The 15,227-nt window shown below is 65.0% G+C and carries 17 protein-coding genes and 1 pseudogene; 8 read left to right on the forward strand and 10 right to left on the reverse strand.

Features of this window, described 5'->3' with window-relative positions; translation table 11 throughout:
• Nucleotides 1-197: 197 nt before the first annotated feature.
• Nucleotides 198-623 (reverse strand): MarR family winged helix-turn-helix transcriptional regulator, encoded by a 426-nt coding sequence (locus ACIBG0_RS07925; RefSeq protein WP_397030434.1) that lies wholly within the window; start codon nt 621-623, stop codon nt 198-200.
• Between the two features lie 49 nt (nt 624-672).
• Here ACIBG0_RS07925 and ACIBG0_RS07930 point away from each other — a divergent pair, with 49 nt between their 5' ends.
• The gene (locus ACIBG0_RS07930; protein WP_397030436.1) at nt 673-1,749 is read left to right on the forward strand and encodes a substrate-binding domain-containing protein; all 1,077 of its coding nucleotides are present in this window, start codon (nt 673-675) and stop codon (nt 1,747-1,749) included.
• Between the two features lie 79 nt (nt 1,750-1,828).
• On the opposite strand, the gene purQ is transcribed toward ACIBG0_RS07930, so the two are convergent.
• Both purQ and purS read right to left on the reverse strand, forming a co-directional pair.
• A complete protein-coding gene (gene purQ / locus ACIBG0_RS07935) occupies nt 1,829-2,506 on the reverse strand; it encodes a phosphoribosylformylglycinamidine synthase subunit PurQ (RefSeq protein WP_397030438.1) in 678 nt (225 codons plus the stop codon).
• 76 nt (nt 2,507-2,582) lie between these two features.
• Nucleotides 2,583-2,822 (reverse strand): phosphoribosylformylglycinamidine synthase subunit PurS, encoded by a 240-nt coding sequence (purS, locus tag ACIBG0_RS07940; protein ID WP_040686358.1) that lies wholly within the window; start codon nt 2,820-2,822, stop codon nt 2,583-2,585.
• Nucleotides 2,823-2,917: 95 nt separating this feature from the next.
• On the opposite strand from purS, the gene ACIBG0_RS07945 reads away from it, so the two are divergent.
• Complete coding sequence (locus ACIBG0_RS07945) at nt 2,918-3,562, forward strand: MBL fold metallo-hydrolase (protein ID WP_397030440.1); 645 nt, start codon at nt 2,918-2,920, stop codon at nt 3,560-3,562.
• Between the two features lie 88 nt (nt 3,563-3,650).
• Here the strand turns inward: ACIBG0_RS07945 and ACIBG0_RS07950 are convergent, their stop codons facing one another.
• The gene (locus ACIBG0_RS07950) at nt 3,651-5,015 is read right to left on the reverse strand and encodes a dipeptidase (RefSeq protein WP_397030442.1); all 1,365 of its coding nucleotides are present in this window, start codon (nt 5,013-5,015) and stop codon (nt 3,651-3,653) included.
• Between the two features lie 234 nt (nt 5,016-5,249).
• Here ACIBG0_RS07950 and ACIBG0_RS07955 point away from each other — a divergent pair, with 234 nt between their 5' ends.
• Entirely contained in the window at nt 5,250-6,680 is a 1,431-nt protein-coding gene (locus ACIBG0_RS07955; RefSeq protein ID WP_397030444.1) for a glutamate decarboxylase, read from the forward strand.
• A gap of 165 nt (nt 6,681-6,845) precedes the next feature.
• Here the strand turns inward: ACIBG0_RS07955 and ACIBG0_RS07960 are convergent, their stop codons facing one another.
• On the reverse strand, nt 6,846-7,547 hold the full coding sequence (locus ACIBG0_RS07960) for a DUF2334 domain-containing protein (RefSeq protein ID WP_397030446.1): 702 nt from the start codon (nt 7,545-7,547) through the stop codon (nt 6,846-6,848).
• A gap of 92 nt (nt 7,548-7,639) precedes the next feature.
• Here ACIBG0_RS07960 and ACIBG0_RS07965 point away from each other — a divergent pair, with 92 nt between their 5' ends.
• Entirely contained in the window at nt 7,640-7,930 is a 291-nt protein-coding gene (locus ACIBG0_RS07965; RefSeq protein WP_397030448.1) for a hypothetical protein, read from the forward strand.
• Nucleotide 7,931: 1 nt separating this feature from the next.
• Here ACIBG0_RS07965 and ACIBG0_RS07970 read toward each other — a convergent pair whose 3' ends face one another.
• Nucleotides 7,932-8,582 carry a nitroreductase family protein gene (locus tag ACIBG0_RS07970; protein WP_397030450.1) on the reverse strand — a complete coding sequence of 217 codons (651 nt, stop codon included), beginning with the start codon at nt 8,580-8,582 and terminating at the stop codon, nt 7,932-7,934.
• Nucleotides 8,583-8,702: 120 nt separating this feature from the next.
• Between ACIBG0_RS07970 and ACIBG0_RS07975 the strand changes: the two genes are divergently transcribed.
• The gene (locus ACIBG0_RS07975) at nt 8,703-9,146 is read left to right on the forward strand and encodes a MarR family winged helix-turn-helix transcriptional regulator (protein WP_397030452.1); all 444 of its coding nucleotides are present in this window, start codon (nt 8,703-8,705) and stop codon (nt 9,144-9,146) included.
• Between the two features lie 31 nt (nt 9,147-9,177).
• On the opposite strand, the gene ACIBG0_RS07980 is transcribed toward ACIBG0_RS07975, so the two are convergent.
• Complete coding sequence (locus ACIBG0_RS07980; protein WP_397030454.1) at nt 9,178-11,361, reverse strand: S9 family peptidase; 2,184 nt, start codon at nt 11,359-11,361, stop codon at nt 9,178-9,180.
• 10 nt (nt 11,362-11,371) lie between these two features.
• Nucleotides 11,372-11,743, reverse strand: a complete 372-nt coding sequence (locus ACIBG0_RS07985; protein ID WP_397030456.1) for a MerR family transcriptional regulator — start codon at nt 11,741-11,743, stop codon at nt 11,372-11,374.
• Nucleotides 11,744-11,921: 178 nt separating this feature from the next.
• Between ACIBG0_RS07985 and ACIBG0_RS07990 the strand changes: the two genes are divergently transcribed.
• Together ACIBG0_RS07990 and ACIBG0_RS07995 are read left to right on the forward strand one after the other, a co-directional pair.
• Complete coding sequence (locus tag ACIBG0_RS07990) at nt 11,922-13,010, forward strand: alkene reductase (RefSeq protein ID WP_397030458.1); 1,089 nt, start codon at nt 11,922-11,924, stop codon at nt 13,008-13,010.
• Nucleotides 13,011-13,051: 41 nt separating this feature from the next.
• Nucleotides 13,052-14,092 (forward strand): DUF2330 domain-containing protein, encoded by a 1,041-nt coding sequence (locus tag ACIBG0_RS07995; protein WP_397030460.1) that lies wholly within the window; start codon nt 13,052-13,054, stop codon nt 14,090-14,092.
• A 267-nt stretch (nt 14,093-14,359) separates the two neighbouring features.
• On the opposite strand, the gene ACIBG0_RS08000 is transcribed toward ACIBG0_RS07995, so the two are convergent.
• On the reverse strand, nt 14,360-14,782 hold the full coding sequence (locus tag ACIBG0_RS08000; protein ID WP_397030462.1) for an HIT family protein: 423 nt from the start codon (nt 14,780-14,782) through the stop codon (nt 14,360-14,362).
• Nucleotides 14,783-14,803: 21 nt separating this feature from the next.
• A pseudogene (locus ACIBG0_RS08005) lies at nt 14,804-15,040 on the reverse strand (adenylosuccinate lyase); the annotation flags it as partial.
• A gap of 3 nt (nt 15,041-15,043) precedes the next feature.
• On the opposite strand from ACIBG0_RS08005, the gene ACIBG0_RS08010 reads away from it, so the two are divergent.
• Entirely contained in the window at nt 15,044-15,145 is a 102-nt protein-coding gene (locus ACIBG0_RS08010; protein WP_397031167.1) for a hypothetical protein, read from the forward strand.
• The last annotated feature ends 82 nt before the right edge of the window (nt 15,146-15,227 follow it).

Raw genomic sequence — 15,227 nt, forward strand, 5'->3', positions numbered from 1 at the left:
CCGCGGTTTCGCTGCCGAGAATGACCGTCGCCGTGGAGTGCAACGATCTCGTCGTACGCCTATGGCCGAATATTCGGAAAACATAACCAGGTCTATTGCCAACATAACCCGAGGAATGGAAATCGCGCGCCGAGATCAGCGCGACCGAACATTCGTCAGATTAATTCATCCGACGAATGAAGCTGTACCAATTTGAACTACTCCGCGGAAACGAGTTCGAGCAAACGCATCAGCTCGGCATAACGCCGCGCACCGATACGCGAACGCAACTCCTGCTCCGCGCGCTCCTCTTCGACGCGGACCGCGTCGACCAGATCCGAACCGAGCCGGCTCAGGCCGATCAGGATGCGGCGGCGGTCGTCCTCCGCGGCCACCCGGAAGATCAGGCCGCGTTCGGCGAGTGCGTCGGCGTGCCTGGTCGCCGAGGACGGCGGTAGCTGTGACCTGGCCGCGAGCTCACTCATGGTGACCCCGAACTCGGGGGACAGATTCGACAGCATCGACCATTGATCGGCCGTCAGTTGCCTGGCGCACAGCGCGGCGTCGAGGTGATCCAGCCAGCGCCGTTGCGCGGCACGCAGCACACCATGCAGCGTGGAATATCCGCTTACAATGGTCGTCATTATTTCCTGCCTGCCATGAATTTCGCTCGAACGAGAAGAAGAGTACCGAATGTCAGCGTTCGGCGAGAGCCCAGACGGCACAATCGAGATACTGAACATAGTCCCCATGCAGGGACCGGGCGGTATTGTCGCGGCGTCGTGTGATGCGGCGGTTTCCCTCGCGGTCGACGAAATCAATGCTGGGACCGGTTTTCTGGGCCGCGAAATTCGTACTACGAATATCGATGGCGGCCGGAATCCGCGCGAGGTCGCCGATGAGGTTTCCGCGCTGCTGGCCACCGGGATGGTGCACGCGATCACCGGCTGGCATACCTCGGCGGTGCGATTGGCCGTCGCACGCGCCAATGCCAGCCGGGTGCCCTACCTCTTCGCCACCGGACACGAGGGTCTCACCAATGAACTACCCGGGGTGCTCATGCTCGGGGAGCATCCGGCGGGCCAGACTCTGCCCGCGGTGCACTGGCTGCAGCGCGAGCACGGTGTGCGCCGCTGGGCGATCATCGGCAACGACTACATCTGGCCGCGCGAATCGGCCAAGGCGGTGCGCCGCAGCCTGGCCGATCCGAATGCCATCGTGCTGGAGCGATTCGTACCGCTCGGCGCACCGGACTTCGCGGAATTCCTCGACCATCCCGCATTGGATCAGGCCGACGCCGTCATGATCCTGATGGTCGGCGCGGATGTCTCCCGCTTCAACCGGCAGTTCGCCGCCACCGGACGCGCGGACACGCTACTGCGCGTCAGCCCGGCCGCCGACGAAAACGTCCTGCTGACCGCCGGTCCCGCGGCCAATCACAACTTCTACGTGGCATCGAGCTTCTTCGTCGACCCGCGCACCGACGACGGCCGCGACCGACTGGCCCGCTACCGCCGACTACACGGTACCTTCGCACCCGCACTGACCAGCTTCAGCAATATGAGCTACGAGGCGATCCACACCCTGCGCGCGATCGGCGAGACAGTCGGATCACTGCACGTCCCCGACATACACGCGGCCCTCGACCAGGGCGTTCAACTCGAAACACCCGGCGGTTCCAGAAGTTTCGTCGGAAACCAAGCCCAGCAGCACGGCTATATCGCGCTGGCCGACGGCGTCGATTTCGACATCATCGCCCGGATCACCTGAGCTGACCTACCTGATCGGTGACCCCAGCGGAGCGAGTCTTACGAGCGAGGAGTTCGCGGCCCGCCGAAGGCGCGGCAAATTAAACACCAACCAGGTTGTCGAGTACCGAGAGGAACAGGCCGAGGCCGTCGTCGCTCGGACCGGTCAGCGGCTCGGTAGCGTGTTCGGGATGCGGCATCAGGCCGACGATCCGGCCATCGGCCGAGGAGATGCCCGCGATATCGCGCTGAGAGCCATTCGGATTGTCACCCGCGTAGCGGAAGACCACCCGGCCCTCGCCCTCGAGTTCATCGAGCACACGATCGGAGGCCTGGTAGCGCCCCTCGGCGTTCTTGACCGGGATGAGGATCTGGGCACCGGGCTCAAAACGCGAGGTCCATGCGGTATTCGCGGTTTCGACGCGCAGCCATTCGTCACGGCAGACGAAGTGCAGACCCTCGTTGCGGGTCAGCGCACCGGGCAGCAGACCCGCTTCGCACAACACTTGGAAACCGTTGCAGATGCCCAGGACCGGCAGGCCCCGACCAGCGGCCTTGACGACCTCACCCATCACCGGGGCGAATCTGGCGATGGCACCGGCGCGCAGGTAGTCACCGTAGGAGAAGCCGCCGGGCACGATCACCGCGTCGACCTGCTTCAGATCGGCATCGGCATGCCACAGGCTGACCGCCTCGGCACCGGCCAGCTTGACCGCCCGAGCGGCGTCGACATCATCGAGCGTGCCCGGAAAAGTAATGACCCCGACCCGCGCGGTCATGACTGCGCCTCGTTGGCGCTCAGCTCCGCCTTGCCCGCGATGGCGGCTGTGTTTTCGATTCGCTCGTTACGGTCGCTCATGCCGAAACCCGCACGACCTTCCAGTCCTCGATCACGGTATTGGCGAGCAGTGCCTCGGCGATCTGTTCGAGCTCCGCGTCGCTGACACTGTCGTCGACATCGAGTTCGAATCGCTTGCCCTGCCGCACATCCGACACTCCGGCGAATCCCAGGCGCGGGAGCGCGCCGGCGATGGCCTGACCCTGCGGATCCAGGATCTCGGCCTTCGGCATCACCTCGACCACGACTCGTGCCACGCGTTGCTCCTCAGGTGGTGTTGGGGTTACCTGAGCAGCGTAGTTGTCCGGGCTGTCCGAGCTACGGTCGGGGTCGAGTCAAATAGCATGGCCCCATGCGCATAGCCCACTTCGGCCATTCCTGCATCCTCGTCGAATTGCACGGCAAGAAGGTGCTGTTCGATCCGGGCACATTCTCACACGGCTTCGAGGGCATCACCGGCTTGGACGCCATCGCCGTCACCCACCAGCATCCCGACCATATCGATCCGAGCCGGATCGAGGCACTGCTCGACAACAACCCGGACGCGCGCCTGTTCAGCGATCCACAGACCGCAGCGCAGCGCGGCGAGCCATGGGAGGCGGTGCACGCGGGCAATGTGATCACTCTCGGCGATCTCCAGATCACCGGAGGCGGCGGCAGGCATGCGGTAATCCACCCGGAGATCCCGGTGATCGATAACACCGTCTTCCAACTCGGCACCTCGGACGACCCGGCCCAACTCGTGCACCCAGGCGACTCGCTCTGGGTGCCGCCGGTGCCGGTCGGCGTCCTCGCCATCCCCGCATCCGCCCCGTGGATGCGCATCAGCGAGGCCGTCGACTACCTGCGCGCGGTCTCCCCGCGTACCGCCTTCCCCATCCATTTCGGCATCATCCAACCCGAAGCCCAAGGCATCTACTTCGGCCGCCTGGCCGAAATGGGCCCCACCGGAACAGAATTCACCGTCATCGCCCCCGAGTCGCAGCGCGACCTCTAACACCTGGACTATTGATCACCATGTATCCCTGGCGGCAATCGTCGAGAGGATCCGCCACGGACGCATGGTGATCAGGCGTCCAACACCCTCACCGGGCCTGTTCGGCGTAGGTGGCGAGGAAGAGGGCCTCGGCGAGGGCCATGTGTTCGATTTCGGAGGGGTCGACGCTCTCATTGGGGGCGTGAATGAGGCATTTCGGTTCCTCGACGCCCAGCAGCATGATCTCGGCGTGCGGGTAGGTGTCGGCGAAGACATTGCACAGCGGGATCGAACCGCCCTGGCCCTGGGTGGTCGTCGCGCGGCCGTACGAGGCGGTGAGCGCGGCTTCCATGGCGGTGCGGGCAGGACCGCCGCTAGCCGACCGGAACGGCGCGCCGATGCCCTCGGTTTCCACGGTGATTTTCGCGCCCCACGGCGTGTGCGCCCGCAGATGTGCGGTCAGCAGTTCCAGCGCCCGGTCGGGTTCGACGCCCGGCGGAATGCGCAGGTTGAGCCGGGCTCGGGCGGTGGGCTGGATGGCCGCCGCTGAACCGACGACCTTCGGCGCGTCGATGCCGAGCACCGTCAAAGCCGGTCGCGCCCAGAGCATATCGGCGACGCTGCCGTCACCGGTGAGTTCGACACCGCCGAGTACGCCTGCGTCAGCGCGGAATTGGTCCGCCAAATACTGCACACCGGTCCAGCGCTGATCGTTGGGCAGACCGGCCACGGTGGTGTTGCCGTGTTCGTCGCGCAATGAGGCGAGCAGGTGGACGAGCGCGGCCAGCGCATCGGGGGCGGGACCGCCGAACATACCGGAATGCATTGGGCCGGCGAGGGTTTCGATGGCGACGACCACGTTCACATTGCCCCGCAGCGACTCGGTCAAGGTCGGCATCCCGATCGCGAAATTGCCGCAGTCGCCGATCAGAATCGCATCCGCGCGCAATAGATCCGGATTGGCCTCGACAAATTGTTCGAGTCCGCCGGTGCCCTGCTCCTCGGAGCCCTCCGCGACCAGCGTCACCCCGAGCGGGAGATCCGCGCCGAGTGCCCGCAGCGCGGTCAGATGCATCATGATATTGCCTTTGCAGTCCGCACTGCCGCGCCCGTACCAGCGGCCGTCCTTCTCGGTCAGCTCCCAGACCGGGGTGCGCCAGGCATCGTCGTCGAGCGGCGGCTGCACGTCGTAGTGGCAGTAGAGCAATACCGTGGGCGCACCGTCCAGCGCGGGACGCGAGGCGATGACGGCCTTACTGCCATCGGGAGTTTCGTGCAGACCAACCTTGGTCAGACCCGCCCCGGCGAACGCGTCGGCCACCCACTGCGCGGTCCGGTCGCACTCCTCCGGCGGGAACTGCCGGGGATCGGCCACCGACTTGAACGAAACCAGTTGAGTGAGATCGGTTTTCGCCTGCGGCATCAGCGCGGCCACCCGCTGGCGCAGCGCCGCGATGCGGGAGTCGTCGATCATCTGCGAAACCTCATTTCCGATCCGATCCAGCACAGAAGCGGCCGACCGCGCGCCGCCCGCCCACTTTGACATGAACCGCTCGGCGCATACGGAGAAATCAGCCGACCGATCGGTCTGTGTCGTCCGGATCGGAACACCGAAAATCCGGTCGCCACTGTGACATGCTGAACCGTCGACGCTGGTTGCCACTGTTTTCGCAAGGACATCACCCGAGCCATGTTCGGAGGCGGTTCGATGACAGAAGAACTGGAGCCCGACGATCTATTCGCCCTGCCGGGCCTGCGCCGGTCGGCACCGAAGGCCGGATTTCCGATAAACGAGTTGATCCCCCAGGTCGCCTACGAGATCGTGCACGACGAACTGATGCTCGACGGCGTCTCCCGGATGAATCTGGCGACTTTCTGCACCACTTGGGTCGACGACCAGGCGCGCCGACTGATGAACGAATCCCTGGACAAGAACATCGTCGACAAGGACGAATACCCGCAGACCGCCGAATTGGAGCGCCGCTGCGTGCGGATGGTCGCCGATCTGTGGCACGCGCCGGATCCGGCGGGCACGCACGGCACCTCGACCACCGGCTCCAGTGAAGCCGCGATGCTCGGCGGTCTGGGCGCCAAATTCCGCTGGCGCAAACGCGGCGGCACCGGAACCCCGAATTTCGTCTGCGGCCCGGTGCAGGTGTGCTGGGAAAAGTTCGCGCGCTATTTCGATGTGGAGATCCGTCAGATTCCGCTGCGCGGGGACCGGCTGACCATGCATCCCGACGATGTGACCGACTACTGCGACGCGAACACCATCATGGTGGTGCCGACCTTCGGGCAGACCTACACCGGGTTGTTCGAGGATGTCGCCGGAATAAGTCAGGCGCTGGACCGACTACAAGAAGACAGCGGCCTGGATATCCCGATCCATGTCGACGCGGCCAGCGGCGGATTCCTCGCGCCGTTCACCGCACCGGATCTGATCTGGGATTTCCGGTTGCCGCGGGTCAAGTCGATCAATGCCTCCGGCCACAAGACCGGGCTCGCACCGCTCGGCTCGGGCTGGGCGATTTGGCGCGAGGCCGCCGATCTGCCCGAGGAACTGATCTTCAATGTGGATTACCTCGGCGGCAGCATGGCCACCTTCAATCTCAACTTCTCTCGCCCGGGCGGGCAGGTGATCACCTCGTACTACGAATTCATCCGGCTCGGGCACACCGGATACACCCGTCTGCAGTCCCAGCTCTACCACGTCGCCCAGCATCTGGCCGAAGGCCTGCTCAAACTCGGTCCGTTCGAGATGATCCACGGCGGCGATCCGCATCGGGGGATCGCGGCGGTGTCGTGGCGACTCACCGAGGATGTCGGCTTCAATCTCTATGAACTGTCGGATCGGCTGCGGACCAGGGGTTGGCTGATTGCCGCGTATCCGTTGCCCGCCGACCGCGAGAACGAGACGATCATGCGCGCGCTGGTCCGGCACGGGTTCAGCATCGATATGGCCGACCTACTGCTCACCGATATCGCGCGCGGTATGGAGCAATTGGACAAGCATCCACACTCCGAACCGCTCACCCGAGCCGAAGCGGGCGGATTCACGCATAACGCGACCGCTGCCGTACCGAGTGATAAGGCGAAACCGGTCCGGTCCCGATCTCGAGCCCCTGGAGGCCCCGGCTGACAGACGACGCCATCGATATGTCGACGCCGAACGGAACCTCGATCGAACACCTCGGCGCACAGTCGATTTCGCCGCGCGCCGCCGCCCGGTCACGCCATTACGGGCGGCGGCGCCTCGTGCGGGCGGTGCCGACCACACCCCCTACACGGCTTCGGGCAGACCCGATCAGGCCGCCTTGACCGCGGTGAACGCCTCCCAGCGGTATACCTCGCTGGCCGCACCGTGGAACAGCGCGAGATCGACCGCATCGAGCATCGCCTGCCGCGGACCGGAGCGGCCGAGCTGAGCGGCGGAAACGGCCAGCCGCAGCACACCACCGCGACGTGCGGTCCTGGCCGCACCGAGCACCAACGCGCGACACCACCACGGCTCGGCGCGGAAACCCTCGCCCATGCCGTAAACGCGCGCCTTCTGGGCGATATTGCGCTCGAGATCGAAAATCGAGGTCAACCCGAGCGCGAGCCGGAAACCTGCCTCGGGCAGCGCCTCGATCGCGCCCGCGGAGGCATCCCAGCGCGGTGCCGCGAACAGCCGGGTGCGCAATTCCACCTGCTCGAGCACGCGATCCGCCGCGGTCAGCCGCAAGCGCGCCTCATGCCGGGGCAGGGTGGCGAATTCGGCTCTGCGCCGTTTGGTCGCCGCCTGGTCGTAGCCGTGCAGCACGATCGCATCACCGCGGGCCCGCCGACCACGCAGCCAGGCCTGCGTCGCCGGATCTTCCACCAGCCGGTAGCCGCCCTTCAACCTGGGCGCGACCAACAGCGAAAGCCGCACATCGCGGCGATCCATTTCGGCCGCGAATTCGATAGCCGCGTCCCGCGTGGTGTCCCGGATCCCGGAAATCGACACGATCAGCTCAGCGTTCATGACCTTACGGTGCCAGCCGCACATGTACTCGGCGTGCAGGGCGGATGACCCGCCGACGAACACTGCGGCACATCTGACCTAAGATCTGCGGCGTGAAGACAGCCCTGTTCAGTGCTCTGTCAGTTCCACTCCTGCTCATCGCACCGGCCACGGCGCTAGCCGATCCGGACGCCCCCGAGATCTTCAGCCGAGACGAAACATGCACTGCTACACAAGGTTTCGTCAACCAGGTGCGCAGCCGTACGCCGGACGCGACACCGGATCAGATCGCCGACGCCTACATCGCGATCATGGATGCGAACGGCGCATATCAGGGGATCGACCAATTTCGCGACAGCGATCGTGCGACATTCCTGGACAACATGCGCACCTGCGGCCTCTGATTTACCACCGCTCCCAGTGCAGTACCTGCTCCCTCGGCACCCGGACGGCGGGTTTGAAGTCGGTGCCGAGGGTGTAGGCCAATGGGATGAATGCCGCGAGCATCACCGAGTCGTACGGAATACCCAGCACCGCAGCTAGTTCGCGTTCCAGCGGCCCCTGCGCACTGGTCCAGGTGGTGCCGAGCCCGCGAGCGCGCGCGGCGAGCATGAAGCTCCACACCGCGGGCAGAATGGAACCCCAAGCGCCCGACTGGATCTCGACCGAGGCCCGATCGGTTCGGCCCTCGATGGCCGGGATGACCATGGCCGGAACACGATGGATATTTTCGGCGAGATAGCGCAGTCCATCGAAGACCCGCTCGGTCGAACGTGGGGCATAGTTCATCCGCCGGACATCATCGACGGTCAGCGGCTGTCCGGTTCCGACGGTGAGGGCGCGCCGGAAGATGTCCCCGACGACTCGACGCTTGGCCCGGTCTGTGACAACGATGAAGTGCCAGCGCTGCCGATTGCGTCCGGTCGGCGCCTGAGTCGCAAGGTCGATGCACTCCTCTATCAGCTCGCGCGGCACCGGACGGTCGAAATCCAGACGTTTGCGCACGGCACGGGTCGTGGACAGCAACTCATCCGGGGTCAGGTCCAGCATTGTCATCGGGTACTCCTCGGGCGATTCATGCAGACGGGCAGACCGTATGTCCAAAAATCATCTGCTGTCAAACGATTGGCACGAAGACGATTAATGGTAGGCTGGCGGCACCGACAGCGAGGGACCATGACCAAGCCGACCTACTTTCCACAGCTCGCCGCCGAGCGGCCGGATATCGCACTGTGCCGCGCATCGACCACAGTGGCCCGAGCAGGCGAAATCCACGCCGCGACACAGGGTTTGGGCGTTGGACAGCAATTGGTATTGAAGATGCTCGATGCCGTCGGCGCGTGCTCGCAGCAGACGCTGAGCGAGGAACTGCGGATCGACCGCAGCGTCATGGTCAGCGTCTGCGATGACCTGGAGAAGTCGGATTACGTCCGGCGCGAACGTAATCCGCACGACCGGCGCTCATACGCTGTAACCATCACCGACGCGGGCCGCGAACGGCTGCGCGAGGCGGAGGCCGCGATTCCGGCCTATCTCGATGAGACCTTCGCGGCGCTGACCGCTGCCGAGCGCCGCCAGCTCACGACGCTGCTCGGCAAACTATTGGTACCCACCGGGTGAGCGGCCGGGGTGGACCGACCGCTCACCCGACCTAAACGTCGGCCAGCCCGAGGGTGTCCAGGAGCCACGCGTACTCGAAGGCGACTTCCTTCCACTGCTCGTAGCGGCCGCTGACGCCGCCGTGGCCCGCACTCATTTCGGTCTTGAGCAGCAGTGGTGCGTCACCGGTCTTGGTCGCACGCAGTTTGGCGACCCACTTGGCGGGTTCGACATAGAGCACGCGGGTGTCGTTGATACCGGTGACGGCCAGGATGGCCGGGTAGTCCTTGGCTTCGATGTTCTCGTAGGGGGCATAGGACTTCATGTAGTCGTAGATGTCCTTGTCCGCCAACGGATTCCCCCACTCATCCCATTCGATGACGGTGAGCGGCAGCGATGGGTCCAGGATCGAGGTGAGCGGGTCGACGAACGGTACGTTGGTCAGAATTCCCTTGAACAGCTCGGGCGCCATATTCGCCACCGCGCCCATCAGCAGACCACCCGCACTGCCGCCATCGGCGACCATCCGGTCCGCCGAGGTTACACCGGTATCGATGAGATGCCTTGCGCACGAGATGAAGTCGGTGAAGGTGTTCTTCTTGGTGCGGGTCTTGCCGTTCTCGTACCAGAGCCGCCCCATTTCACCACCGCCGCGCACATGCGCCACCGCGAACACCATGCCGCGGTCGAGCAGCGAAAGCCGCGAGACCGAGAATGACGGATCAATGGGGGTCTCGTAGGAGCCATATCCATACAGCAGTAGCGGTTTCGGGCCCGCGGGCAGCCCCTTCTTGCGCACCAGCGAGATCGGAATCCGGGTGCCGTCCGCGGCGACCGCCCAATCTCGTTCCTGCTCATAGTCCTCGGCGTCATAACCGCCGAGTACCGGCTGCTCCTTGCGCAGCAGCAACTCACCGGTGGCCGGGACATAGTCGAAGACCTGCGTCGGTGTAATGAACGAGGTCAGCCCGATGCGCAGCGTCGGCTGCTCCCATTCCGGATTGCGGCCGGAGCCGACCGCGAAGAGTTCCAGATCGAATTCGAGTTCGTGCCGCTGGCCGTAGCCGGATTCGGTCAGTGGCCAAATGGCAACGCGGGGAAGGGCTTCACGCCGATAGCTCAGCACCAGATGATCGGCGAACGGATCGATGTCCTCGAGCCGCACATCGTCGCGGTGGCCGATCAGCAATGTCATATTCGACGGATCCGATACCGGGGCCTCGGCGAGTACGAAGTTCTGCGCCTTCACCCCGTCCACGACATCGTTGTGCAGGATCAGGAAACGGTCCTCGCCACCGACCACGGCATGGTCCACCGAGTACTCGACACCTTCACGTCGCGGAATGACGACCCGGAAATCCCCTTCCGGATTATCGGATTCGAGTACCCAAGCCTCGCTGGTGATCTTGGAACCGAGCCAGATCATCAGGTACTTCTCCGAGCGCGTCGCGCCGATGCTCACCCAGTAGCGCTCATCGGGCTCATGGAAGACCTCGACATCGTCATCCTTGGCCGTGCCGAGCCGGTGCCGCCACACGGTGTCGGGTCGCCAGGATTCGTCGACGGTCTGATAGAAGACGTGTGTGCCGTCCAGCGACCAGGTCGCGCCGGGTGCGGTGCCCGCGATCTCGTCGGCGAGCATTTCGCCGGTGCGCAGATCCTTGAAGCGCAGCAGGTAGCGCTCGTCACCACTGGTGTCGACCGAGTACGCGAGCAGGTTGCCGTCATGGCTGACCGAGAACGCGCCGATGGTGAAGAAGTCGTGGCCCTCGGCGGCCTGGTTGCTGTCGAGCAGCACCTGCTCGCCGGGAATCTCGGTATCGGCCTCGAGTTGCGGCGGGGTCCACGCGTCGATCCCCGCCGCGGTGGCATCGATGCGACAGCGGCAGTGCACGCCGTACTGCTTGCCCTCGAAGCTGCGCGAGTAGTACCAGTACTCGCCGATCCGGGTCGGCACCGACAGATCGGTCTCCTGGGTGCGCGCCTTGATCTCGTCGTAGAGCTTGTCCCGCAGCCCGCCCAGATGCGCCGTGCGCGCCTCGGTGTAGGCGTTCTCGGCCTCGAGATAGGCGATGACCTCGGGGTTTTCCTTATCGCGGAGCCATTCGTACTCGTCGATGAAGACGTCGCCGTGGTGCACCCGCTCGGTGCGCACCCGCTTGGCGACCGGGGCCGTCACCACGGCCGATTCATCACCCGGACCGGCGAGCGTTCCGGTTCCACTGTCGAGAGCCATGGGCTCCACCCTACTGTTCGGGCTGCGCGCCGCCCGCCGCTCGGATGATCTCGTCGAGTACCGCGCCCGCCCGGTGCAGATCGGTCATCGCCTGATCGATGCGGCGGCGCTCCTCGGCCAGCTTGTCCACCAGGAACGGTGTCGCCAGTTCGTTCGGGGTGCCGTCTGCGTCGTGGATACACGGCAGCAACTGGCTGACGGTATCGCTGCCGATGCCCGCGGCGAACATTTCGCGAATGCGCAGCACCCGCGCGACCGCCGACTCCGGATATTCGCGCTGACCACCGGAGGTGCGCTCGGATCCGAGCATGCCCTTGGCCTCGTAATACCGCAGCGACCGAACGCTCACCCCCGTCCGCTCGGCCAACTCACCGATGCGCATATCTGTTCCGCCTTCCGGACCTTTGCCGACGTGCAACGGAAGGCGCGCGGCGAACCGGCGGCCACGCGCGAAGAGCTGCTGGACGTTCCCGACGAGTTACCCATGCGCTCCCGAGATCAGCCGTTGCGGTCTCGAGCTTACTTGACCTCACATCGATGTCAGGTTTTATGGTGCCGTCATGCAGCTATTGAGCGAATACCGCAACCATGTTCTGGCCCTGCCCAATCGCATCGTCATGTCACCGATGACCCGGCTGCGTTCACATCCGGACGGTTCGCCGACCGCCGATGTCGTCGATTACTACGCGCAGCGGGCCACGGCCGGACTGATCGTGACCGAGGGCATCTGGCCGCATTCGACCGGCCAGAGCGAGGCCTGGGTGCCTGGCCTGCAGACGGGTCGCCATGTCGATGCCTGGCGACGGGTCACCGAGGCGGTGCACGCGGCGGGCGGGCGGATCGTCGCACAACTGATGCACGGTGGTCGGAAGGGACATCCGTTGGCGCGGGTCGACGGATCGTGGCCTACCGGACCATCGGCCGTGGTGGACGACGATCGACCGCACCTGCTCGACGGCACCAAGGCCGATCCGATCACACCGCGCGCGTTCAGCCGTGCCGAAATCGCCGCCGTAATAGAGCATTTCGCGATCGCCGCCGCCAACGCGATCGCGGCGGGCTTCGACGGTGTCGAAATCCATGGGGCCAATAGCTATCTGCCGCACCAGTTCCTGGCCGATAACACCAATCTACGCACCGACGAATTCGGCGGTTCGATCGAGAACCGTATGCGCGCGCCGCTGGCCATCGTGGACGCCGTTGTCGAGGCCGTCGGGTCGCACCGGACCGCTATTCGACTGTCCCCGGGCAACCCGCAGTTCAATATGTACGAGGCGGATCCGGCACCGCTGTACCGGACGTTGGTGGCCGAGTTGGATCGCCGTGACCTTGCCTATCTGCATCTGACCGATAACGACAACTATCCCGCGCTGGCCGATCTGCGGCCGCGCTGGCACGGCACGCTCATCGCGAATATCGGCGAGAACCGCAAACCCACCGGTGCGGTCGAGGCCGAGACCGTGCTCGAGCAGGGGCTCGCCGATCTGGTGTCGTTCGGACGCGCGTTCATAGCCAATCCTGATCTGGTGACACGGATTACCTACAATCTGCCGCTCGGTTCGATCCGGGAGGATCTGCTGTACGGGCGCGATGCGGCGGGTTACAGCGACTATCCACGCTGGGGGTTGCGCGAAACGCGGTGCGCCTGAGGTCCGGATGCTCGGCCACGCTGGCCAGTAGGCTCGCGGCCATGCGCGCCACAATCGCAAATCGCCTGCTGGCCGTCATGGGGATGCTGTTCGCCACGGCCGGAATCGGTGCGTTCGCACCGGCTTCCGCATGCGCGTGCGGTGCGGTCGCCAATCCGGCCGGGCATCCGGCGTCGGTGCGCGAAGAGACGGGGCTGGTCAGCTGGGACGGACAGCGCGAGACGGTACTCATGCGGCTCGCGCTGAAATCCGGTACCGACCAGGCGGCGCTGATCGTGCCGACACCGAAACCGGCGACCGTCGCGGGCGGCTCCGCGGCGACGTTTACCGAACTGGCGAACTTGACCGCGCCCAAGATTGTGACTGAGCGACGATGGTTCTCGAGTTCCGGCGACACCGCGGGCGAGGGGGCGCTGGCTGCCGCCGGGGGCGGCCCGACCGTCCTCGATCGCGTGCGGCTCGGCCCGATCGAAGCAACCACGCTGTCCGGCGGCAATCTGGACGGCATTCGAAAGTGGCTGAGCGACAATGGCTACGAGATGCGTCCCGAGGTGGTCAGTACGCTCGAGCCGTATCTGCGCGAGGGCTGGTCCTTCGTGGCAATGCGCCTCACCAGCGCCCAACCACTCGATGGCGCAATAGATCCGGTGCGTCTGACCTTCGATTCGGATCGGTTCGTGTATCCGATGCGCATGTCGAGCGCCGCTGGGCAGGCCCAGTACGTGCACCTTTACGCGCTGAGCGAGCATCGTGTGCGCCGGTCCGATCCCGATGCCGCCGCCCAAAGTGTGCACGTCGACTTCGCAGGACGAGTTGCCACATCGGATCCAGAACTCGCGTCGGTGACCGCGAATGGCCGCAACTACCTGACCGAACTGCGGATTTCGATCGATACCCCGGCGGATATCCGCTCCGACTTCGCCTTCGAAACCGATGACAGCGATGCGGAGGTCTACCAGACGATCCACCGAACCGAGGCTGTGGAACTGTTCGGCGTGCCCGCGGGCATCGTCATCCTCGGCACGGCATTCCTGGCCGCGCTCGTCGTGGTCTTCGCCATCGTCCGCGTGCTGCGGGCCTGACCTCAGGCTCCGAGAAGCCCCCACATATTCACCCGATTGTCGCCGCGGTTGGTCCGTCAGCGCCATGCTGGCTTTCACCAGCATGGCGCTGACCAGACAGTTCCAGACGGTCCTCGCGGTGGTTGTGGTCCACAGCATGCGGTCACCAGGCCGGATGTCCAGGTGCAGGGCATCCAGCTTCAGGTGTTCGAGCAGGATCGCGCCATGCCCGTGCGCTCGACCCGCCCATGGCGAGAATGTCGGACGCTGACCGGCAATCCGCCCGGCTCAGCGATCGAGCGCGCCGCGGATCGAACTCGCCAGATAATCCAGGTCAGCGCGGTGCGGACTGGTCGGGCGCCCACGTAATCCGAATCCGTCGCCCGGTGTTCGCGGGATGACATGCAGGTGCACATGGAACACTTCCTGCCCTGCGGTCACACCATCGGCCAAGAAGAAGTTGACTCCATCACACGCCACCTCGCTGGCCCGCAGCGCGCCCGCTAGCTTCTGCGCCACCTGGAACAACTTCCCGCCGACCACCGGATCCAGCTCCGCCAAATTGCGCGCCGCAATCTTCGGCACCACCAATAGATGTCCGGGCGTCATGGGCCGAATGTCCATGAACGCCACCACATCATCGTCCTCATACACCCGGCTGGCCTCGGCCCGCCCAGCCACAATGTCCCCGAAGATCGTGTACGGATTCACTGGACCACTATGGCCGGTCGGCTAGAGGATCGGGGACGGGGTGTAGCGAGCGGCGTCCGGGTACCGGTCAACGAGCTTCTGGACGGCGGCCACCACATCCGAAATCTGAGCTTCCGCCGCGCCGATGAAGGCGGACTTGTCGGCCAGGGCGGCATCCAATTCGGCGCGATTCAACGGAAAGCGGGAGTCGGCGGCCAGGCGGTCCAGCAGATCGGGTTCACGGCCCTGCTCGCGCATGGCGAGGGCGACGGCTACCGGCTGATCTCGAACTGTAACCGCCACGGCGGTCAGGAGGTCCACCACCTGCATCTACACCTTGTCGGCGGGCACGCCCTCGGCCCGATGCTCGAAAATCGTTGGTGACAAACATTTTGGCCATCGTGTATGGGTTGTGTTCCTCGATGACCTCTGCCGTTGTGTACGGGTAATCAAGCCGATAGGCCCC

It is taken from the genome of Nocardia sp. NPDC050630, from assembly GCF_044457245.1.
GTDB lineage: Bacteria > Actinomycetota > Actinomycetes > Mycobacteriales > Mycobacteriaceae > Nocardia.